Below are 19,771 nucleotides of genomic sequence, written 5' to 3'. Positions count from 1 at the left end.
CTTGAGCTTGGGGTCGAACTCACCAAAGGACTATAACAATGGCTCTCAGTAAAGAAGTGCCGGAGTTTGACATCGACGATGAGGTTCTCCTGATGGAGACCGGCATCGATACGGATTCGATGTCGAATGATGAAGGGGCGGCTTCACCTTCCGTTCGTGCCAAATCCAAACACTCCGCTTCGCTAAAGCAACACAAATACATTGATTACACGCGGGCGCTCGATGCCACGCAGCTGTATCTCAATGAAATCGGCTTTTCCCCGTTATTGTCCCCCGAAGAAGAAGTTCATTTTGCGCGTCTGTCGCAAAGTGGCGATCCGGCCGGGCGTAAACGCATGATCGAAAGTAACCTGCGGCTGGTGGTGAAAATCGCCCGGCGTTACGTCAATCGTGGTCTGTCGCTGCTCGATCTGATCGAAGAGGGCAACCTGGGCCTGATCCGGGCGGTGGAGAAGTTCGACCCTGAACGCGGCTTCCGCTTCTCGACCTACGCGACCTGGTGGATTCGTCAGACCATCGAGCGCGCGATCATGAATCAGACCCGGACCATCCGGTTGCCGATCCATGTGGTCAAGGAGCTCAACGTGTACCTGCGGGCCGCACGGGAGCTGACGCAAAAACTCGACCATGAACCCTCACCCGAAGAAATCGCCAACCTGCTGGAAAAACCGGTGGGAGAGGTCAAGCGCATGCTCGGCCTGAACGAGCGGGTTTCTTCGGTCGACGTCTCGCTGGGTCCGGATTCGGATAAAACCCTGCTGGACACCCTCACCGACGATCGCCCGACCGATCCATGCGAACTGCTGCAGGATGACGACCTGTCCCAGAGCATCGATCAGTGGCTGTCCGAGCTGACCGACAAGCAGCGCGAGGTGGTTGTCCGCCGCTTCGGCCTGCGCGGTCACGAGAGCAGCACTCTGGAAGACGTAGGCCTTGAGATCGGTCTGACCCGGGAACGGGTACGGCAGATTCAGGTGGAAGGCCTGAAGCGTCTTCGGGAGATCCTGGAGAAAAACGGCCTGTCGAGCGAGTCGCTGTTTCAATAACAGGCTCGTGTAGCTGGCAACAAAAAGCCCCGACTGTTCGGGGCTTTTTGTTGCCTCGTAAAAGCTGCCAGGGCCTTTGTGGGAGCGAGCCTGCTCGCGATTGCAGCCTTCTGGCCTGCACCTGTGTAGGAGCTGTCGAGTGAAACGAGGCTGCGATCTTTTGATCTTCACAAAGGCAGAATCAAAAGATCGCAGCCTTCGGCAGCTCCTACAGGGGTGGGGGTGCTCTTTGCAGCGTCCCGCTGTAAGCCTTCGCTCACTCTTAGCGTAGGTGTTCGTTATTTTTACACTGATGCAGTCCACCCAAGGAGTGCCTGGATTTCTATAACATGCTGAAAAATAACAACTATTTTTTAGATTAAGGGCATATGACAGATAGTATTAATCCAGAAGCGCGGTTGCTCGCAGCGCGAATCAGCCTAGTATCTGGGTTGTGTCAACGGACAGACACGCCCTTCAAGGATTGAGGGGAAAAGGACATCGCAGGACGCGATTCATCAGGATGATGAACAAGGAAACACAGGGAATAGGGAAAGAAAGTGGGCGGGTCATACCGCCCCTTTTTTTGCCTGCAGAAAAGTAAAAAGGCCCTTGTGGGGCCTTTTTCGGGAACGCGCGGGTAATCAGCGTTCGAGGTGTTCGATCTTGCCTGGCTTGCCATCCCACTCCGCGGAGTCGGGCAAAGGATCCTTGCGCTCGGTGATGTTTGGCCAGACTTCAGCCAGTTCCAGGTTCAATGCAAGGAAGTTTTCCATACCGGCTGGGACTTCATCTTCAGAGAAGATGGCCACAGCAGGGCATTCAGGTTCGCACAGTGCGCAGTCGATGCACTCATCCGGGTGAATCACCAGGAAATTCGGGCCTTCGTAAAAGCAGTCCACCGGACACACTTCTACGCAGTCGGTGTACTTGCACTTGATGCAGTTGTCGGTGACGACGAAGGTCATTTCTAATTTTCTCCTCAGGCGCGGCTTGCAGCGCCCCTTCACGTAGGGGTCGCAAGGTTCGGGAGCGATAGTCTGCAGACCAGGCTAAAGCCTGCAGCATCCCAAACCGCGCGAGATTCTAACAGCTTGCAAGCCTGTGCGTTAGATCCGTGTCTTTAGTGTATAGAGCATTTCGAGCGCACGACGTGGTGTCATGTCGTCCAGATCGAGCTTGGCCAGCTCATCCAGCACCGGATGCGGCAGGCTGGCGAACAGATCGCTCTGCTGCGGCGCGGCCGGTTTGCCCTTGGCAGGCTTGGGCGCTTCATGGGGCAGGGCGGTGTCCTCCAGGCGGCTCAAGTGCTCGCGGGCACGCAGGATCACTTCGCTCGGCACGCCGGCCAGCTGGGCCACCGCCAGACCATAACTCTGGCTGGCAGGCCCCGGCAGCACGTGGTGCAGGAACACGATGCGCTCGTTGTGCTCGGTGGCATTGAGGTGCACGTTGGCGACCAGCGGCTGGGATTCGGGCAGCACCGTCAATTCGAAGTAGTGGGTGGCGAACAGCGTGTACGCGCGCAAATGCGCCAGACGCTCGGCCGCAGCCCAGGCCAGGGACAAGCCGTCGAACGTACTGGTGCCGCGCCCGACTTCGTCCATCAGCACCAGGCTGCGTTCGGTGGCGTTGTGCAGGATGTTGGCGGTTTCACTCATTTCCACCATGAAGGTCGAGCGTCCGCCCGCCAGGTCATCGCTGGAACCGATCCGGGTGAAGATCCGGTCCACCAGTGACAATTCGCAGCTGGCCGCCGGTACGAAGCTGCCGATATGGGCCAGCAGCACGATCAGCGCGGTCTGGCGCATGTAGGTGGATTTACCGCCCATGTTCGGACCGGTGATCACCAGCATGCGGGTGTTGTCATCCAGGCTCAGGTCGTTGGCCACGAACGGCGTGGTCAGCACTTGCTCGACCACCGGGTGACGACCCTGGCTGATGCGCATGCACGGTTCGCTGACGAAGCGCGGGCAATTCAGGTCCAGGTTCAGCGCACGCTCGGCCAGGTTGCTCAGCACATCCAGTTCGGCGAGGGCGCCGGCGGTATCCTGCAACGGCGGCAACTGGGCGATCAGGTCTTCGAGCAGCGCTTCGTAGAGCATCTTCTCCCGGGCCAGGGCACGGCTCTTGGCCGACAGCGCCTTGTCTTCGAACTCCTTGAGTTCCGGGGTGATGAAGCGCTCGGCACCCTTGAGGGTCTGGCGACGGATATAGTCCGCTGGCGCCGATTCGGCCTGCTTGCTCGGCAACTCGATGAAGTAACCGTGGATGCGGTTGTAGCCGACCTTCAGGTGCGTCAGGCCGGTACGGGCTTTTTCCCGGGCTTCGAGGTCGATCAGGAACTGACCGGCGTTTTCGCTCAGCGATTGCAGCTCGTCGAGTTCGCTGTCGTAACCGGTCTTCAACACGCCGCCGTCACGGATCACCGCGGGCGGGTTGTCGATGATGGCTTTTTCCAGCAGCGCCGCCAGTTCCGGGTAGGTGCTGGTGGTGGTCGCCAGCTTTTGCAAGTGCGGGGCTTCCAGTTCGGTCATCGCCACTTGCAGCTCAGGCAGCGCGCCGAGGGCGTCGCGCAGGCGCGCAAGGTCTCGCGGACGAGCATTGCGCAGACCGATCCGCGCCAGAATCCGCTCGATATCGCCGATTTCCTTCAACTGCGGTTGCAGCTGTTCGAAGCGATAGCGGTCGAGCAGGCAGGAAATCGATGTCTGGCGAGCCAGCAAAACAGTCAGGTCACGCAGCGGACGGTTCAGCCAGCGGGTCAGCAGGCGGCTGCCCATGGCGGTCTGGCAGCGATCGACCACCGATTGCAGCGTGTTGTCGCGACCGCCGGCCAGGTTGGTGTCCAGTTCCAGGTTGCGCCGGCTGGCGCCGTCCAGCACCACGGTATCGTCCAGACGCTCATGACGCAGACTGCGCAAATGGGGTAGGGCAGTGCGCTGGGTTTCCTTGGCGTAGGCCAGCAGGCAACCGGCGGCACCGATGGCCAGGGTCAGGGTCTCGCAGCCAAACCCTTTCAGGTCCTGAGTGGAAAATTGCTGGCACAGGCTCTTATGCGCCGAATCTCGCTCGAAATCCCATGGAGCGCGACGACGAACGCCACGACGTTTCTCCGCCGGCAGATCCTTCGGCCAGTCATCCGGAATCAGCAGTTCCACCGGATTGACCCGCTCGAGTTCCGCCAGCAGGTTTTCCCAACCCTTGATTTCCAGCACGCTGAAGTTGCCGCTGGTGATGTCCAGCACCGCCAGGCCGAACAGGCGCTCATCACCCAGAACGGCAGCGATCAGGTTGTCGCGGCGCTCATCCAGCAGCGCCTCGTCACTCACCGTACCCGGCGTAATGATCCGCACCACCTGACGCTCCACCGGCCCCTTGCTGGTGGCCGGGTCGCCGACCTGCTCGCAAATCACCACCGACTCGCCGAGCTTCACCAGTTTGGCCAGGTAACCCTCGGCCGCATGGTAAGGAATCCCGCACATCGGAATCGCCTGACCCGCCGACTGCCCGCGGGCGGTCAAGGTGATGTCGAGCAACTTGGCGGCCTTCTTCGCGTCCTCATAGAAGATCTCGTAGAAGTCACCCATGCGGTAGAACATCAACTGGTCGGGGTGCTGGTTCTTCAGGCGCCAGTACTGCTGCATCATTGGCGTGTGGGAGGACAGATCGGTAAGGGCTTTATTCATCGGTGATCGGAAAGCTCGCTCAGAGGTGTAGGGCAAAAATGGGGCATCGGCCCGACTTTTCCGCAATGGGCGCAAGATTAACATGGGCGCTCTGCAGGACGCAGGCATGAACGCTGCGTGGTTCTGTTATGCAGCATCCTGCACGGCTTATGCGTCATTTATGCAATTGAGCATTTGTCTTCTGCCAAAAGAACGAGCAATATGCGCGTTATGCAAAAACGCAATGTTTCTACTGTCCTAAGAGCACTGCTCGACCAGCACGGGATCTCCCCCACGGAGCTCCACCGTCGCACCGGCGTGCCTCAATCCACTCTCTCGCGGATTCTCAGCGGGAAGATCGTCGATCCTTCGGATAAACACATCTCGAAAATCGCCGAATATTTCTCGGTGAGCACCGACCAGTTGCGAGGTCGCGCGGATGTCGCGTCGGCAGCCGTTGGCGGGCGCGATCAATCACATTCGGAACTCAAGGACATAAGTCTGTGGGACGACGACACCCCTGTCGATGACGACGAGGTCTCGGTCCCCTTTCTTCGCGAGGTGGAATTGGCCGCGGGATCAGGAAGATTCGTCATCGAAGAGAGCGAGCGCGCAAGCCTGCGCTTCGGCAAGCGCAGCCTGCGCCATAATGGCGTGCAGTTCGACCAGGCCAAATGCGTGACCGTTCGCGGCAACAGCATGTTGCCGGTACTGCGCGACGGTGCCACGGTGGGTGTCAACGCTGGTAAATCCGGGATTGGCGACATCGTCGATGGCGACCTTTATGCGATCAACCACAACGGCCAATTGCGGGTGAAACAACTCTACCGCCTGCCCACCGGCATTCGCCTGCGCAGCTTCAATCGCGATGAGCATCCGGACGAGGACTACAGCTTCCAGGAAATGCAGGAAGAGCAAATCGTGATCCTCGGCCACGTCTTCTGGTGGGGCATGTACGCCCGCTAACCCGATTACCTTCCGACAAAACCCGCCCTCCGGCGGGTTTTTTTTCGCCTTGAAAAAGCTGCCAAAGCCTTTGACTGCGGGGTGTTCAATGCGTTGGTGCATTTCTTGTGCATAAATAAATGCATTTGCGCATTGACTGGATATGCATCAATGCATATTCTTTGTCTCAAGCCGCTACACAAAGCGGCTCGAAACGAAGCTCTTTAGTTCCACCAAAAGGCAGCGATGAACCGGCCTCAACGGTTCAGAGGGTTGGCAACTGACCCGGGTGTGCAGCGTAAAGCACCGAAAGCAGTTATCCGGCGGGCAGGGGCCGCGGTCGGAAGAACAATCTGAACAGACCCGTACCGCGCCAGTAGCGCCGAAAGGTCGACGCGAAGGACCGCATTACTGAAAAGCCCGGTTCATGCCGGGCTTTTTGGAATGCCTACCTCCCCGAATATTTTTCCATCCGCAATACACATCACTCATCAATCACACCAGGAGGCGTGACATGACAAACGAGCAACAAGCGTTGCTGGACATGCCGATCTGGCTCGTCATCGTTCTCGCCCTGCTGGGCGGGGTATCCGGCGAAATGTGGCGCGCCGACAAGGACGGCGCCCGCGGCTGGTCGTTACTGAGACGGTTGGCCTTGCGCTCCGGCGCCTGCATGGTCTGCGGGGTCTCGGCGATCATGCTGCTGTATGCCGCCGGGATGTCGATCTGGGTCGCGGGGGCATTTGGTTGCCTGACGGCGATGGCGGGGGCGGACGTGGCCATCGGGCTTTACGAGCGTTGGGCGGCGAAGCGCATTGGTGTCTGTGAGGTGCCGTCCCGAGACATCGACCAGAATCGCTGACGCCATGCCCAGCAGATCGGCAAACATCGCTGCTGTCTGGCACCCGCCCCCGGTAAAAGGGCGCGGGTTTCCCAAGGTCAGCATCTTTCACTCAAACCCGCTTCGGCGGGTTTTTTATTACCGGTGAAACCATGAAGAGCACTTCATTGATCCCGCACTTGCGTGATCACTGCCCAACCTTCGGCAATCGCGTGGCGGTGGCGATCGACCTTGCCCCGTTGCAGGACGACACGTCGCTGCAACTGCCTTGCGCTTTCGTCGTGCCGACCGCCGACACCAGCAGCGTAAACCCTGCGCAAAACGTTACGCGGCAAATCGTTCGCGACCGCTTTGACATCGCCCTGGTGCTCGACACCACAGACAGCACAAAAGCGCTGGATCTATTGCACGACCTGCGCGCCGAACTGTGGCGGGCACTGGTGGGTTTCAAGCCCGGCGAGCCTTACAGCGCCATCGCTTACGAGGGTGGGGAGCTGGCGTCCGCCGGCGCCAACCGGGCGATTTATCGCCTGCGCTTTTTTGCCGAATTCCAGCTCGGCCGCAATCGGGCAACCGATCCGGCCGAAAGCTGGCACGAGCGTGAACTGGACGCCTTGTCGTCCTTTACCGGGATGACCGTCCGGGTCGATGCGATCGATCCGGCGGACCCCAATCTGCAACGTCCAGGCCCCGACGGGCGCCTGGAATTGACCTTCTCTGGAGACGTAACCCCATGAGCAAACGCATCACCGTACTGCCGGCCCCGGGCCGCGCCGTGCCGGACCCGGAAGCGGGCGATCTGTTGCCCCTCGAGGGCCGTGAAGTGCCTGACAACGCCTGGTGGCGCCGACGTCTGGCCGATGGCGATATCACCACCAAAGCCGTAAAAGCGGCCAAACCACAGGGAGCCAAGTAATGGCGATCGGATTCAGCAATATCCCCGCGGACATTCGTGTTCCGCTGTTCTATGCCGAGATGGACAATTCGGCGGCCAATAGCGCGTCGTCGACCATGCGTCGTTTGATCGTCGCCCAGGTCAACGACAACGTAACCCCGGCCGATGTCGGCAAACTGGTGCTGGTGTCCAGCGTGGCGCTGGCCCGAAGCATTGGCGGCCAGGGTTCGATGCTGGCTTCCATGTACGAAACCTTCCGCAAGGCAGATCCGGTCGGCGAGATCTGGTGTCTGCCACTGCATAACGTCGAAGGTAGCGTCGCCAAGGGCGTGGTGACGCTGACCGGCACGGCGACCCAGGCCGGCGTACTCAATCTTTACGTGGGTGGCGTTCGGGTGCAGGCCGCAATCGTCAACGGCGCCACCGCGGCACAGGCGGCCACCGCCCTGGCGTTGAAGGTCAACGCTGCGGCCGACCTGCCGGTCAGCGCGGCTGCAGTCGACGGCGTGGTGACCCTGAGTGCCAAATGGACCGGCGACAGCGGCAATGACATCAGTCTGCAGTTCAACCGCCTGGGCAAGAGCAATGGCGAAGAAACACCTGCAGGCTTGACCACGGCGATCACCGTCATGGGCGGCGGTGCCGGTGTGCCTGATCAGGTGGAAGCGGTCGCGGCGCTGGGCGACGAGCCCTTCGAGTTCATTGCCCTGCCGTGGTCCGACCTGAGCACACTCAACACCTGGCAGGCTGTGATGGATGACAGCACCGGTCGCTGGTCGTGGGCCAAGCAACTGTTCGGTCACGTCTACAGCGCCAAGCGTGGCACCGTCGGCACCCTGGTGGCGGCCGGTCAGGCCCGCAACGACCAGCACATGACCATTCAGGCGCTGGAGCCGGGCGTACCGCAACCGGTCTGGGTGCAGGCCGCGGCGCTGGCCGCGCGCACATCGGTGTTCATCTCCGCCGATGCCAGCCGTCCGACCCAGAGCGGCAGCCTGCCGGGTGTCGATCCGGCACCGGCCAGCGAGCGCTTCACCCTGACCGAGCGTCAGTCGCTACTCAACTACGGCATCGCCACGGCGTACTACGAAGGCGGCTACGTGCGCATCCAGCGCTCGATCACCACCTACCAGAAAAACGCCTACGGCCAGGCTGACAACTCCTACCTGGACAGCGAAACCATGCACCAGTCGGCGTACATCGTGCGTCGCCTGCAGAGCGTGATTACCAGCAAGTACGGTCGCCACAAGCTGGCCTCCGACGGTACCCGCTTCGGTGCCGGCCAGCCGATCGTCACGCCGAGCACCCTGCGTGGCGAGTTGATCGCCCAGTACGCCAAGCTCGAACTGGAAGGCCATGTGGAGAACGCCGAGCTGTTCGCCGAGCACCTGATCGTCGAGCGCGACGTGCAGGATCCTAGCCGCGTGAACGTTTTGTTCCCGCCGGATTACATCAACGGTCTGCGCGTATTCGCGCTGCTCAACCAGTTCCGTCTGCAGTACGACGACGTGGCCTGATCGCCGCCTCTGACTGCTCGATTACAGCCCACCTTGCGTGGGCTTTTTATTTGAAGGGAGTAACACCATGGGTCAACTGATCGCAGGCACCTGCTACGTCAAAGTGGACGGCGCCCAACTGACCATCAACGGCGGTTGCGAAGCACCGCTGATGGCCGTGAAACGGGAAACCGTCGTACCCGGTTTCTACAAGGAAACCGACATCGCGCCGTCGTTCAAGGTGACGGCGCTGCACACCGCGGACTTCCCGCTGAAGAAGCTGATCGAGGGCACCGATATCACGGTCACCTGTGAATTCAGCAACGGCAAAGTCTATGTGCTGGCCGGTGCGTATCTGGTGGAAGAGCCGGTTTCCAAGGCGGACGACGCCACCATCGAACTGAAGTTCGAAGGCATCAAGGGGACCTGGCAATGAGCGGCGCCGTGAAGCTTCAAGTTGCGATCGAAGCTCATGGCGAGCCCCTGACCGAGCTCGTCCTGCGCCGTCCGACGGTGCAGGAAGTGCGAGCGATCAAGGCGCTGCCGTACAAGATCGACAAGAGTGAAGAGGTCAGCCTCGACATGGATGTGGCGGCCAAATACATCGCCGTGTGCGCCGGCATTCCGCCTTCGTCGGTCAACCAGCTGGATCTGGTCGACCTCAACACGCTTAGCTGGGCTGTTGCGAGTTTTTTCATGAGTGCGGCGTCGGAGCCATCACCGACCTGATCGCAGTCGCCTATGACCTGGCCTGGTTCTGGAAGGTTGACCCTGAACAGATGATGGCCAGGCCACTGGATGTGCTCCGCGAATCGCTGGAGCACGCGCAACGGATCAATGCGATGCAGCAGGTGCAGTGATGGCCAAGAAAAAAACCTGCCCGACCCCGCTGTGCTTTTCCCTCACGGAAGAAATGCTTGTGACGCTCAAGGGCGCCATGAAAATGGAGGCCGAGATGAAGGGGCTGCGTGGCAAGGTCGCGGCATTCAAGAAAGACATGGAAGGCAACGGCCTCGAGCCGCTGGACGTCTCCGGTTTCATTTCCGGTGGTGGGTTGCTCGAGCCGTTTCAGGATGGCATCAAAAGGGCCATCGAAGCCCAGGATGAGTTGGCGAAAAAGTCCACCACTCAACAGGGGCTGAAGCTACCGAAAGTTGTTCAGGGCGAAACGTCGGTCAATCTCGAGAAATTCAACAAGTCACTGGATGACATTTCCCTGAAGGTCGGCGAGGCCCTGTTGCCGGCAGTCAATAGCATCGTGACGGCACTCACACCAGTCGTCACTTCGATAGCGCAGCTTATTGCGGACGCTCCATTCCTCGCAGAGGGGCTGGCGGCTGCCGCGGTGGCATTCACGGTAGTCACGGTTGGCGTACTGGGATTGGTGGGGGTGTTGGGAGTTCTGACTTCACCACTGGGCGCGATTGCTGCTGGCATAGCGGCGGTAGTGGCGATCATCGTGATAGGCGCACGGCTAATTACTAATAACTGGTCCTCGATCTCCGGGTTTTTCAGTGGCCTCTGGTCGTCAATCAGCGGCTCATTCCATTCGGGGGTCGATACGGTCAAACAGGGCTGGGACGACCTGGGCGCCAGTGCCCGGCAGATCTGGGATTCGATGGCGGCGGGGTGGAATTCGGCAGCGACAAGGATTCGCGGATTCTGGAATTCCACCACACAGGCATCCTCCGCAGGATGGGCGGCGATTCAGGCGACATTCGACGGACTTTCGCTGCGCCAGAAAGCGGCCGACGCCTGGCAATCGATACAAGGGCTGTTTTCGGAGGTGCTGGCCGGCCTGACCGCAAGAGTGTCGATTCAATGGGAACAGTTGAAATCGATTTTCTCCCGATCCCCAAGCGCTTTGGTGCAAAGCACATGGCAACCCCTTGGCGACGTGTTTGCCGCTTTGTGGGATGTCCTCAGGGCTGGCGCGCAATCGCTGAAAGTTGATTTTCAGAGCCTGTTCGACGGCAATCCCGTGGAGGCCGCCATTGCGAAATGGGACGAGCTCAAGGGGTATTTTTCCGATTTGTGGGCATCGTTGACCACGAATGCACAATCGATGAAGACCTCGTTCGGAGAGCTGTTCAATCAGTCTCCACTGGAATCGATCAAGCAAGTCTGGGAACCGATCCTCGGCTGGTTCGGTGAGTTCTGGAGCAAGCTGCAGAGCATCGTCGGGCAGGTAAAGGATTTGGTGGGTGGCAGTTTTTCAGGCTTCTTCGCAACGATCACCGGTAACGGCACTGTCGCCTCCCCGGGTACTTCAGGATTGTCCAGTCCACTGCCGCAAACCTCCAGTACCCTGATCCAGCAAAGCGCCGCCAACAACCGCACGCAACTCGAAGGCGGCCTGACCGTGCGCTTCGAAAATGCGCCGGCGGGGCTGCGCACCGATCAACCGCAAACCAACCAGCCGGGCCTGGCGTTGTCTTCGCGCATCGGCTATCGCTCGCTGTCGATGGGAGGTTCCAATGGACTGGCGTGACCGTTTGGTGCCGGCATCCTTTCGCGGTGTCGGTTTTTGGGTCGACCAGGCGAAAACCCCGGTCGGCCGCAAAGGTCAGTTGCATGAGTATCCGCAACGCGACCTGCCGTTTTTCGAGGACCTTGGTCAACAGGCCAGGACCCACGACCTGACGGCATTCATCGTCGGCCCCGATTGCCTGGAGCAGCGCGACAAATTGCTCAAGGTGCTGGAGCAGGGCAGTGGCGAGCTGGTGCATCCGTGGCTTGGGCGTCTACAGGTCAAGGTCGGTGAATGCGACATGACTCACACCCGCCAGGATGGCGGGCTGGTGACGTTCACGCTGAAGTTCTATCCCGACCTGCCGCTGCCGTTTCCGACGGCCACCGTCAGCACGCAAAAAATCCTGCTGGCCAAGGCAGACACCTTGCTCGGCTCGGCGGTGGCACGCTTCGAACAGGCCATGATCCTGATCAAGGCCGCACGGATCGGCATCACCAATCTGCGCAACAGCCTCACCGGGGTTTATGACGTGATCAAGGAGCAGCTTAAGCCGCTGATCGAGCAGTACAGGCGGATCACTGAGCTGGTGAAGGCGGTCAAGGAACTGCCCAAGGAAGTGGCGGCGGAATTCAAGGGGTTGCTGGGTGATATCAAGGAGCTCAAGGCGTTCGCGAAGGAGGGCTACCGTGGCGTGATTGCCGACGTGTCCCAACAGATCGAAGCCATCCGCAAGGCAGATGCGCCGAAGCTCACCACCGGCAAGGACACGACCGCTGCTGCGCAGGCGTTGGCCAACCTGGTGCAGGACACCTTGATCGTGAAAGTCGCGCAATGGGTCGCCTCGATGCCGGTGGCGACGCCGCCGGTGAAGCTGCCGTCGATACCAACCGTGGCGCAGCAGGCAAATCAACCAGTCACCCGCCAGGAAGTCCCGGTCACCGACGATCTGCAGGCCCTGCAAAAGCAATTGAACGACGCACTCTTGCAGGCGCAGAACAAGGCAGATCCGGCGCACTACCTGGCCATCAGCGACGTGAAGGAAGCGCTGGCTGCGCACCTCAAGGCGGTGGCTTCATCCGGTGTACGGCTGGTCAGCAAATCGTTTCAGGAAAGCCTGCCGGCGCTGGTGGTGGCTTATCGGCAGTTTGCCGATGCGACCCGGGTCACGGAGGTGACTCAGCGCAACGGCATCGTCCATCCGGTGTTCTCACCCAACGATGTGAGAGTCTCAAGGGAGTGAGCCATGAACGAGATGGACAACCGCGTCACGCTGACGGTCGACGGCATTGAATACGGCGGCTGGAAAAGCGTGGAAATCACTGCCGATCTGGAGCGTCAGTTCCGCAGCTTCAAACTCGATATCACCTGGCAATGGCCCGGGCAGACGGTCGATCAGCGGATCAGGGCCGGTGCTCCGTGCGAGGTGAAGATCGGCAAGGATCTGGTTCTCACCGGGTACGTGTTCAAGGCGCCGATCCGTTATGACGGGCAGCAGGTCAGCTTGAGTATCGAAGGCAGTTCCAAAACCCGGGACCTGGTGGATTGCGCGGCAACCAACCGGCCGAATCAATGGCAGGAACAACCCTTGCTGGGCATCGTCCAGGCGCTGGCCATGGAGTATTCGTTGTACGTGGTCAACGAGATCCCCGAAACCGCGCGGCTGGCCAAGCACACGATTGTGCCGGGAGAAACGGTGTTCCAGTCGATCGATCGCCTGCTGTCGCTGTTCCGGGTGTTTTCCACCGATGACGAGCAGGGGCGGCTGGTGCTGGCCAGGCCGGGCAGCGCCGGGCGGGCCAGCGATGCGCTGGAGTTGGGCAAGAACATCCTGTCGGCCAATGCCCCGATGGACTACAGCCAGGTGTTCTCCGAATACCGGGTGATCGGTCAGCAAAAAGGTTCCGACAAGCAAAGCGGGGCGGCGGTCAGCGAGGTTCAGGCGACGGCTGCCGACCTGTCCTTCAAACGCCGTCGCACCACGGTCATCAACGAAGGCACGCAACTGACCTTCGAACTGGCGCAGCAAAGGGCCCTGTGGGAAAGCGCCACCCGCATGGGCCAGGCGCTGACCACCACCTATCAGGTGCAGGGCTGGCGCCAGGCCAACGGCGATCTGTGGCGCCACAACACCCTGGTGCGGGTCAAGGATCCGGTGCTCGGGTTCGACGAGGACATGCTGATCTCGCGGGTGACTTACTCGCTGTCGGCGCAGGGCTCGGTGACCACTCTGCAGGTTGCACCGCCGCATTCCTTTGATGCCAATCCATCCCCAAAGAAAAACTCGGCGTGATACCGAACCTGTGGGAGCGGGCTTGCTCGCGAAGACGGTGGCAGCTTCAACATTCATTTGTCTGACCCAGCGCTTTCGCGAGCAAGCCCGCTCCCACAGGGGCGGTGTCGGATCCGAAACCTTGAGGAAATTTCATGAGCCTACTGACACGCCTGCTGGCGCGCGGCACTGTCGTGCTCGCCAGTTCGGCATCCAAACTGCAATCGCTGCAAATGCGCCTCACCGCCGGCGAAGTGAACGATGACATGGAGCACTTCGAACCGTACGGTTTCACCAGCCACCCCCTCGCTGGCGCCGAGGGCGTCGTCACCTTTCTCGGCGGTGATCGCTCCCATGCCATCGCCCTGGTGGTTGCCGACCGGCGCTATCGCCTGCAATCCCTGGCGGCCGGTGAAGTGGCGATCTACACCGACGAGGGCGACCGGATTCACTTCAAGCGCGGACGGATCATCGACATCGACACCGCCACGCTCAACATCCGCGCCAGTACCTCCGTCAATTTCGACACGCCGGTGATCAACCAGACCGGCAAGCTCGTTTCCAAGGGCGATCAGGTCGCAGGCGGCATCAGCCAGATCAAACACGTGCATGGCGGCGTTCAGGGTGGCGGCGGCCAGACCGCGGCGCCGGTGGGAGGTGCCTGATGTTCATCAGCCAGAACCTGCACGCCGCACTGACCCGCGCGGTCCTGATCAGCCTGTTCACCTGGCGCCGCGCTGCCAATGACGATGCCCTCGACGACGAGGAGCGTTACGGCTGGTGGGGCGACACTTTTCCCACTGTGGCCGACGACCGCATCGGTTCGCGGCTGTGGCTGCTGCGCCGGGTCAAGCTGACCCGCCAGACCCGGATGGACGCTGAGTTCTATGCCCGCGAAGCACTGCAATGGCTGATTGATGACGGCCATTGCAGCGCCATCGACATCATCAGCGAACGCCTCGATGCCCAGCGCCTGAACCTGCGCACGGTCCTGACCCTGGCCGACGGCGAGCGCCTGGACATCAACCCCGATAACAGTTGGCAGGTGATCTATGCCGTTTGAAACCCCTTCGCTTCCGGTGCTGATCAAGCGCACCCAAAGCGACCTGGCCAGCGACTCGCTGCGCCAGTCCGATGCGCAAGTGCTGGCCCGCACTTTGAGCGGTGCCGCGTACGGTCTCTATGGCTACCTTGACTGGATTGCCGAGCAGATCCTGCCGGACACCGCCGATGAATCGACCCTGGAACGCATCGCCGCGCTGCGCCTGAACCAGCCGCGTAAACCGGCGCAAGTCGCCACTGGCAGCGTCAGCTTCAGTGCGACCGCCGGTGCGGTGTTGGATGTCGATACGCTTCTGCAGGCCAGCGATGGGCGCACCTACAAAGTCACCGCCGCGCGCACCAGCATCAGCGGCGTCAACAGCACCACCATCGCTGCGCTCGAGGCTGGCAGCCTGGGCAACGCCGATGCAGGGCTGACGCTGACCCCGGTGCAGCCAATCGCCGGCATTGTCGGCAACAGCTTCGTAGTGCTGGCGTCGGGCCTGAGCGGTGGCGTGGCTCGGGAAAGCCTTGAAGCGCTGCGTTCGCGAGTGATCCGCTCCTACCGGGTCATCCCCCACGGCGGCTCGGCCAACGACTACGAAACCTGGGCGCTGGAAGTGCCGGGCGTCACCCGCGCCTGGTGTCGCGGCGGCTTTCTCGGGCCGGGCACGGTCGGCGTCTACATCATGCGCGACGATGATCCGCAACCGGTGCCGAACGCCGAGCAACTGGCGCAAGTGCAGGCCTATATCGACCCCCTGCGTCCGGTGACCGCCGAAGTGCATGTGCAGGCGCCGGTGCAGGTTCCGGTGGTCTATCAACTGAAGCTGACCCCGGACACCAGCGTCGTGCGCGCCGCCGTCGAAGCGCAATTGCGCGATCTGCACAACCGCGAGGCTGACTTGGGCGAAAAGCTGTTGATCAGCCACATCCGCGAGGCCATCAGCAGCACCAGCGGCGAAAACGATCACATCCTGACGTCACCGGTGGCCGATGTCAGCGCCGCGCCCAATCAACTTCTGACTTTCGGGGGTTGTGTATGGGGGTAATACGAACCGCCGCGCAATACCAGACGCAATTGCGTGCGCTGCTGCCCAGCGGCCCTGCGTGGGATCCGGAGCAAGTGCCGGAGCTGGAAGAGGTGTTGCAAGGAGTCTCCGTCGAACTGGCCCGCCTCGACGCCCGTGCCGCCGATCTGCTCAACGAGATGGACCCGGCCGGCATCAGCGAACTGGTGCCGGATTGGGAGCGGGTGATGGAACTGCCTGATCCCTGTCTTGGTGCCACGCCGTTGTTCGACGACCGGCGCCTGGCGGTCCGTCGCCGATTGTTGACGGTTGGCAGTCAGGCCATCGGTTACTACCTGGAAATGGCCAAGGGCCAGGGCTACCCGAACGCCTCCATCACTGAGCTTGAAGCACCGCGCATGGGGCGATCGCGCTTTGGTTCGGCGCATTTCGGCACCTGGGAAGCGCAGTTCATGTGGACGCTCAACACCGGCGGTCGCCTGCTACTTGGGCGGCGCTTCGGCGCGAGCTACTGGGGCGAGCGTTTCGGCATGAATCCGGGCTCCGCCCTGGAATGCCTGATCCACCGCAGCGCGCCCGCGCACACCAAGGTGCACATCAATTATGACTAGGGAAAAGTGAAATGGATTATCCGAAAAGCGTGCCCAGCGCCGGTTTGGTGAATGGGAAGTTCATCGATGAAAACCCGCTCACCGGAACGCCAGGGTCGTTGATTCCGGCGGCGTGGGGCAATGGTGTGACGGAGGAAATCGTCAATGTGATCAAGGCCGGGGATCTGATGCCGGATGAGACGAGGTTTGATCAGTTGTTGCTGGCGATCCAGATTGTTTCGGCCAAGGGCTGGAACCTGGATTCGGCGCTACCGATTGCCTCTTTGCCACAACCTACCGTTGCAACTGCCGATGGCCGCCTGGCTGTAACAGCAATTGCCTCGGTCAATGGCGGGAAGGTTTCGGTTCCAGCTGGAGTACTGGTCAGCATCGGTCAGGAGGTCGTGGCAGGAAAGCTGGGGAGAATGCGTACATTTACCACTCAGGCATGGAGCACGGCTGAGCTGCTTCCGTCGACCAGCTATTTTCTGCGAGCCCAGGTGATTGGCGATTTGCTGACGTTCTATATGCAGCGGGGAACAATTTATGACGTTGTTCCTGAAGGATTGAAGGGTACGGCTAATGCTGCAGCAGGCGGCGGATTTCAGTCCACGCCGCTGGACATCTGCCTTGCTTGGGTATTCACGGCAGCGCCGGGTTCCGTGCCCGTCATCAGGCCAATTTACAACCGCCATCGGCTATCGTGGACGCAGACCGTCAATGGCAATGGTGTGGTTTACCTTCCCCTGGATCCCCATGCCCGAGCGGCACGTCTGGTGGTTGGTAACCCGACACCATTGCCAACTGAGATCTCAGGGGTGTCATTCGCACCAGCAGGGTGGATTGGAGCCAACTACTGCTTCCTCTCTCCGGCGCTGACCACCAGTTCCAACTACGACACGGGTTGGACGACTCCGTCACCCTGCACGATCTTTACCAACAATTTTGTCAACGACGCCACCGTCACGACCCTTACCGCCAGTTTCGATCACAACCAATTGCGCTCTCTGTGGCAGTCCTATCAAGCCGAACACACGCTTGGATCGACCAGTGCCGTCAGCGATGAGTTGTTGTTTGCCATGGGGATCAAAAATCATCCGATCACTGATTACTCCGTGGGTATCGCGGTTAACTTCAGTGCGGCGGTCAATGTCAGCCTTTCCTGGGAGTTGATTCGATGAACGTCATTCAAGAACTGCATCAATTTGAAGAAGGGCTGCGACCGATACAACCTTCCTTCGCTCATGTATGGGATGGTGAAAAATGGGTGTTCGATGCTTCCGCTAATGCAATGCAGAAACAGCAGGAAGTCGAGCGTCTGTGTGCCAATGTCGATAACGCCGCTGACAATGCCCGCACCTTCCTGGCCGGCGACCCGCTCAAGGCCATGGAGTACGCCCAGGCCGCAGCCGACGCTCAGGCTTATCAGGACGCCGGTTACCCGAAAAAAGAAGTGCCATTGTCAGTTGCTGCATGGGTCATCAAGGGGCGTACGGCCAGACAGGCTGCCGAGCAGATCCTCGGGAAGGCCCAACAGTTGACCGACAATTTGCTGACGTTGCGCACCTTGCGCCTGAAGGCCAAGGCACAGATCCGCACGCATGCAGCCAAGGGCAAGATGGATCTGGCACGCAGTGTCAGCGATGAAGCGTTGGTGCTGATTCGCGAACTGATTACCAGTCAATCCAGCTAGATCCTTTCCCTGTCCCGCTTCACTCAGCCCACTTCAATGTGGGCTTTTTCTTTTCAGGAGATTGACTCTGAGCGGTGTCGCTGCGGCGATGCCATGGCTCGGGTCGTTTGTTATTTCAGAGGAACACATATCTATGGACTATCCAAAAAGCGTCCCCAGTGTCGGCTTGGTCAATGGCCGGTTTGTCGATGAAAATCCGGTGCAAGGTACACCCGGTTCGCTGATACCGGCGGTGTGGGGCAACGCGGTCACTCAAGAGATCGTGAGCGTCATTTCCAGCGGTGGCTTGACTCCGTCCGAATCAGACAATGGCCAGTTGCTCAAGGCGATTCAGTCAATCATCGGCGCGAGCAACCCGATGCGCTCAGTGATCACCCAGGTAACAGCATCGAAGACGTTGTCGGGTCAGGAACTGGGGCTGGTACTGATCGATTCCGGCTCGGCAGCCGCCACGATCAGCTTGCCGGCGGCCAACGTCGCACTGGGGGTTCGTGATGTCATCGTTCGCCGACTGGATAACAGCGGCAACCGCCTGGTCGTGCAGGCGGTCGGTACGGATCGAATCAGGTTCCATACCCACCTGTCCGCGGCCGGATATTCCTTCCTGGTATTGATGGGGGCGGGCGATTGGTGGCACCTGCGCAGTGACGGTGCGGGCAGTTGGTGGCCAGTGGGCCGGTTTGACAGCACACCTTTGGGGCGCCCTTTTTTCGAGACGACCTCGGTTCTGAATCCCGGCGGCTATGGCGCGCTCAATGGCGCCGTGATGAATCGCGCGCAGTGGCCATGGTTGTGGGATCACGCTCAGCAATCGGGAATGCTTGGCACCGAAGCCGCGCGGGTCGGCAATGAAGGCAAATGGACGGCAGGCGATGGTTCGTTGACTTTCCGTGGTCCTGAAAATCGAGGGGAGTTCCTGAGGGTTCTGGACGAGGGGCGCGGGGTGGACAGTGGACGGGATATGGGCAGTGCCCAGTCAGGTTCTATCCACTCCTATGCGCAAGGTGCGAACGGGGCAGGCGCTGTGGGTTCGCGTTGGTCCGACAGTCTCACCGGATTTGGTGCGGCGACCCGGGAGGAGCCGCAATACGTTAGCGGATTGTTGAATGGAGGACCTGTCTATCCCGCCGGTACGGTTTACCAGACGGATACTGCCAATACGCTGCTGTATGCCTTCAAATCCCGCCCCCGCAACATCGCCTATCCCGGTCGTATCAAACTTATCTGAGGTGCCCCATGTTCAATTATCTGCTTGATAGTGCGGGGGCTTTGACCGGCCCCGTGAAGTTTCCGGTCACGCCGGGTATAGGCGTTCAATTACCCGCCAATGCCATAGAACTTTCGTTCGAATTGCCACCCGCCGAACCCGGCCGTACGTGGGTGTTTGTGAGCGGTGTGCCTCGAGAGTTGGTTGATCGACGTGGTGAGGTTTATCTCAAGGAAAACGGCGCCCGGCGGAAATGGACCGAGTTTGGTGAATTGCCGGATACCTACACCATCGAACCTTCGCCGGGCGACTACTTCGTCTGGGGAGATGGCACCTGGAAGCTCGACGAGGCGGCGCGCTTGTCCGGTTTGAAGGCCGAAATCCTGGTTCGACGCGACGTTCTGCTTCGCGATGCCGTCCTGCGAATTGCACCGCTTCAGTACGCCGAAGACATCGGCGATGCCTCACAGGATGAGCAACTGGCGTTGCTTGAATTGAAGCTCTACAGCGTCGAGTTGAACCGCATCGAAATGCAGGCCGGATTTCCCAATGAGGTGATGTGGCCTATCACGCCAGGCACACCCGCAGGCGCGTGAT

At 60.3% G+C, this 19,771-nt stretch carries 21 protein-coding genes; 19 read left to right on the top strand and 2 right to left on the bottom strand.

All coding sequences use genetic code 11. The features are described 5' to 3' along the window. The first annotated feature begins 38 nt into the window (after positions 1-38). Positions 39-1,046, top strand: a complete 1,008-nt coding sequence (gene rpoS / locus HNO86_RS00325; RefSeq protein ID WP_110966678.1) for an RNA polymerase sigma factor RpoS — start codon at positions 39-41, stop codon at positions 1,044-1,046. Positions 1,047-1,669: 623 nt separating this feature from the next. On the opposite strand, the gene fdxA is transcribed toward rpoS, so the two are convergent. Further along, entirely contained in the window at positions 1,670-1,993 is a 324-nt protein-coding gene (fdxA, locus tag HNO86_RS00320) for a ferredoxin FdxA (protein WP_150769711.1), read from the bottom strand. Between the two features lie 141 nt (positions 1,994-2,134). After that, the gene (gene mutS / locus HNO86_RS00315; RefSeq protein ID WP_175375043.1) at positions 2,135-4,714 is read right to left on the bottom strand and encodes a DNA mismatch repair protein MutS; all 2,580 of its coding nucleotides are present in this window, start codon (positions 4,712-4,714) and stop codon (positions 2,135-2,137) included. 210 nt (positions 4,715-4,924) lie between these two features. Here mutS and HNO86_RS00310 point away from each other — a divergent pair, with 210 nt between their 5' ends. The 18 genes from HNO86_RS00310 to HNO86_RS00225 all read left to right on the top strand — a co-directional run bounded on the left by HNO86_RS00310 (position 4,925) and on the right by HNO86_RS00225 (position 19,770). Continuing rightward, on the top strand, positions 4,925-5,659 hold the full coding sequence (locus HNO86_RS00310) for an XRE family transcriptional regulator (protein WP_175375280.1): 735 nt from the start codon (positions 4,925-4,927) through the stop codon (positions 5,657-5,659). 493 nt (positions 5,660-6,152) lie between these two features. Next, on the top strand, positions 6,153-6,500 hold the full coding sequence (locus HNO86_RS00305; protein WP_175375042.1) for a phage holin family protein: 348 nt from the start codon (positions 6,153-6,155) through the stop codon (positions 6,498-6,500). A 131-nt stretch (positions 6,501-6,631) separates the two neighbouring features. Beyond that, a complete protein-coding gene (locus HNO86_RS00300; protein ID WP_175375041.1) occupies positions 6,632-7,216 on the top strand; it encodes a hypothetical protein in 585 nt (194 codons plus the stop codon). After that, complete coding sequence (locus HNO86_RS00295; protein WP_003198311.1) at positions 7,213-7,395, top strand: DUF2635 domain-containing protein; 183 nt, start codon at positions 7,213-7,215, stop codon at positions 7,393-7,395. The genes HNO86_RS00300 and HNO86_RS00295 overlap by 4 nt, the downstream gene beginning before the upstream one ends. Next, positions 7,395-8,891, top strand: coding sequence for a phage tail sheath subtilisin-like domain-containing protein (locus tag HNO86_RS00290; protein ID WP_175375040.1), 1,497 nt, complete (start codon positions 7,395-7,397; stop codon positions 8,889-8,891). The genes HNO86_RS00295 and HNO86_RS00290 overlap by 1 nt, the downstream gene beginning before the upstream one ends. A gap of 67 nt (positions 8,892-8,958) precedes the next feature. After that, on the top strand, positions 8,959-9,306 hold the full coding sequence (locus HNO86_RS00285) for a phage tail tube protein (RefSeq protein ID WP_175375039.1): 348 nt from the start codon (positions 8,959-8,961) through the stop codon (positions 9,304-9,306). Then, the gene (locus tag HNO86_RS00280; protein WP_175375038.1) at positions 9,303-9,599 is read left to right on the top strand and encodes a phage tail assembly protein; all 297 of its coding nucleotides are present in this window, start codon (positions 9,303-9,305) and stop codon (positions 9,597-9,599) included. The genes HNO86_RS00285 and HNO86_RS00280 overlap by 4 nt, the downstream gene beginning before the upstream one ends. Before the next feature lie 130 nt (positions 9,600-9,729). Beyond that, entirely contained in the window at positions 9,730-11,361 is a 1,632-nt protein-coding gene (locus HNO86_RS00275) for a hypothetical protein (RefSeq protein WP_175375037.1), read from the top strand. Next, positions 11,348-12,583, top strand: coding sequence for a DNA circularization protein (locus HNO86_RS00270; RefSeq protein WP_175375036.1), 1,236 nt, complete (start codon positions 11,348-11,350; stop codon positions 12,581-12,583). Before HNO86_RS00275 ends, HNO86_RS00270 begins: the two co-directional genes overlap by 14 nt. A gap of 3 nt (positions 12,584-12,586) precedes the next feature. Further along, positions 12,587-13,633, top strand: coding sequence for a phage baseplate assembly protein (locus HNO86_RS00265; protein ID WP_175375035.1), 1,047 nt, complete (start codon positions 12,587-12,589; stop codon positions 13,631-13,633). 134 nt (positions 13,634-13,767) lie between these two features. After that, a complete protein-coding gene (locus tag HNO86_RS00260; protein ID WP_175375034.1) occupies positions 13,768-14,277 on the top strand; it encodes a phage baseplate assembly protein V in 510 nt (169 codons plus the stop codon). Continuing rightward, on the top strand, positions 14,277-14,675 hold the full coding sequence (locus tag HNO86_RS00255) for a phage GP46 family protein (RefSeq protein WP_175375033.1): 399 nt from the start codon (positions 14,277-14,279) through the stop codon (positions 14,673-14,675). Before HNO86_RS00260 ends, HNO86_RS00255 begins: the two co-directional genes overlap by 1 nt. Then, positions 14,665-15,705 (top strand): baseplate J/gp47 family protein, encoded by a 1,041-nt coding sequence (locus tag HNO86_RS00250; protein ID WP_175375032.1) that lies wholly within the window; start codon positions 14,665-14,667, stop codon positions 15,703-15,705. Before HNO86_RS00255 ends, HNO86_RS00250 begins: the two co-directional genes overlap by 11 nt. Further along, positions 15,696-16,295 carry a YmfQ family protein gene (locus HNO86_RS00245; protein WP_175375031.1) on the top strand — a complete coding sequence of 200 codons (600 nt, stop codon included), beginning with the start codon at positions 15,696-15,698 and terminating at the stop codon, positions 16,293-16,295. Before HNO86_RS00250 ends, HNO86_RS00245 begins: the two co-directional genes overlap by 10 nt. An 11-nt stretch (positions 16,296-16,306) precedes the next feature. Next, positions 16,307-17,455 carry a phage tail protein gene (locus HNO86_RS00240; RefSeq protein WP_175375030.1) on the top strand — a complete coding sequence of 383 codons (1,149 nt, stop codon included), beginning with the start codon at positions 16,307-16,309 and terminating at the stop codon, positions 17,453-17,455. Continuing rightward, positions 17,452-17,967, top strand: a complete 516-nt coding sequence (locus HNO86_RS00235) for a phage tail protein (RefSeq protein ID WP_175375029.1) — start codon at positions 17,452-17,454, stop codon at positions 17,965-17,967. Before HNO86_RS00240 ends, HNO86_RS00235 begins: the two co-directional genes overlap by 4 nt. A gap of 133 nt (positions 17,968-18,100) precedes the next feature. After that, entirely contained in the window at positions 18,101-19,195 is a 1,095-nt protein-coding gene (locus HNO86_RS00230) for a phage tail protein (protein WP_175375028.1), read from the top strand. 8 nt (positions 19,196-19,203) lie between these two features. Continuing rightward, entirely contained in the window at positions 19,204-19,770 is a 567-nt protein-coding gene (locus HNO86_RS00225; RefSeq protein ID WP_175375027.1) for a tail fiber assembly protein, read from the top strand. Position 19,771 lies beyond the last annotated feature (1 nt).

The organism is Pseudomonas sp. C1C7 (assembly GCF_013359595.1).
In the GTDB taxonomy this organism is placed as follows: Bacteria; Pseudomonadota; Gammaproteobacteria; order Pseudomonadales; family Pseudomonadaceae; genus Aquipseudomonas.
The sequence above is the reverse complement of the archived record's forward strand: the minus strand, read 5'-3'. Positions and strand labels throughout refer to the sequence as shown.

What these genes read in the sequence shown, in the direction of transcription:
- HNO86_RS00270 (WP_175375036.1), top strand. Translation starts at nt 11,348, where the DNA reads ATGGACTGGCGTGACCGTTTGGTGCCGGCATCCTTTCGCGGTGTCGGT.
- HNO86_RS00275 (WP_175375037.1), top strand. Translation starts at nt 9,730, where the DNA reads ATGGCCAAGAAAAAAACCTGCCCGACCCCGCTGTGCTTTTCCCTCACG.
- HNO86_RS00225 (WP_175375027.1), top strand. Translation starts at nt 19,204, where the DNA reads ATGTTCAATTATCTGCTTGATAGTGCGGGGGCTTTGACCGGCCCCGTG.
- HNO86_RS00240 (WP_175375030.1), top strand. Translation starts at nt 16,307, where the DNA reads ATGGATTATCCGAAAAGCGTGCCCAGCGCCGGTTTGGTGAATGGGAAG.
- HNO86_RS00235 (WP_175375029.1), top strand. Translation starts at nt 17,452, where the DNA reads ATGAACGTCATTCAAGAACTGCATCAATTTGAAGAAGGGCTGCGACCG.
- mutS (WP_175375043.1), bottom strand. Translation starts at nt 4,714, where the DNA reads ATGAATAAAGCCCTTACCGATCTGTCCTCCCACACGCCAATGATGCAG.
- HNO86_RS00290 (WP_175375040.1), top strand. Translation starts at nt 7,395, where the DNA reads ATGGCGATCGGATTCAGCAATATCCCCGCGGACATTCGTGTTCCGCTG.
- rpoS (WP_110966678.1), top strand. Translation starts at nt 39, where the DNA reads ATGGCTCTCAGTAAAGAAGTGCCGGAGTTTGACATCGACGATGAGGTT.
- fdxA (WP_150769711.1), bottom strand. Translation starts at nt 1,993, where the DNA reads ATGACCTTCGTCGTCACCGACAACTGCATCAAGTGCAAGTACACCGAC.
- HNO86_RS00285 (WP_175375039.1), top strand. Translation starts at nt 8,959, where the DNA reads ATGGGTCAACTGATCGCAGGCACCTGCTACGTCAAAGTGGACGGCGCC.
- HNO86_RS00245 (WP_175375031.1), top strand. Translation starts at nt 15,696, where the DNA reads ATGGGGGTAATACGAACCGCCGCGCAATACCAGACGCAATTGCGTGCG.
- HNO86_RS00260 (WP_175375034.1), top strand. Translation starts at nt 13,768, where the DNA reads ATGAGCCTACTGACACGCCTGCTGGCGCGCGGCACTGTCGTGCTCGCC.
- HNO86_RS00265 (WP_175375035.1), top strand. Translation starts at nt 12,587, where the DNA reads ATGAACGAGATGGACAACCGCGTCACGCTGACGGTCGACGGCATTGAA.
- HNO86_RS00280 (WP_175375038.1), top strand. Translation starts at nt 9,303, where the DNA reads ATGAGCGGCGCCGTGAAGCTTCAAGTTGCGATCGAAGCTCATGGCGAG.
- HNO86_RS00305 (WP_175375042.1), top strand. Translation starts at nt 6,153, where the DNA reads ATGACAAACGAGCAACAAGCGTTGCTGGACATGCCGATCTGGCTCGTC.
- HNO86_RS00230 (WP_175375028.1), top strand. Translation starts at nt 18,101, where the DNA reads ATGGACTATCCAAAAAGCGTCCCCAGTGTCGGCTTGGTCAATGGCCGG.
- HNO86_RS00250 (WP_175375032.1), top strand. Translation starts at nt 14,665, where the DNA reads ATGCCGTTTGAAACCCCTTCGCTTCCGGTGCTGATCAAGCGCACCCAA.
- HNO86_RS00310 (WP_175375280.1), top strand. Translation starts at nt 4,925, where the DNA reads ATGCAAAAACGCAATGTTTCTACTGTCCTAAGAGCACTGCTCGACCAG.
- HNO86_RS00255 (WP_175375033.1), top strand. Translation starts at nt 14,277, where the DNA reads ATGTTCATCAGCCAGAACCTGCACGCCGCACTGACCCGCGCGGTCCTG.
- HNO86_RS00300 (WP_175375041.1), top strand. Translation starts at nt 6,632, where the DNA reads ATGAAGAGCACTTCATTGATCCCGCACTTGCGTGATCACTGCCCAACC.
- HNO86_RS00295 (WP_003198311.1), top strand. Translation starts at nt 7,213, where the DNA reads ATGAGCAAACGCATCACCGTACTGCCGGCCCCGGGCCGCGCCGTGCCG.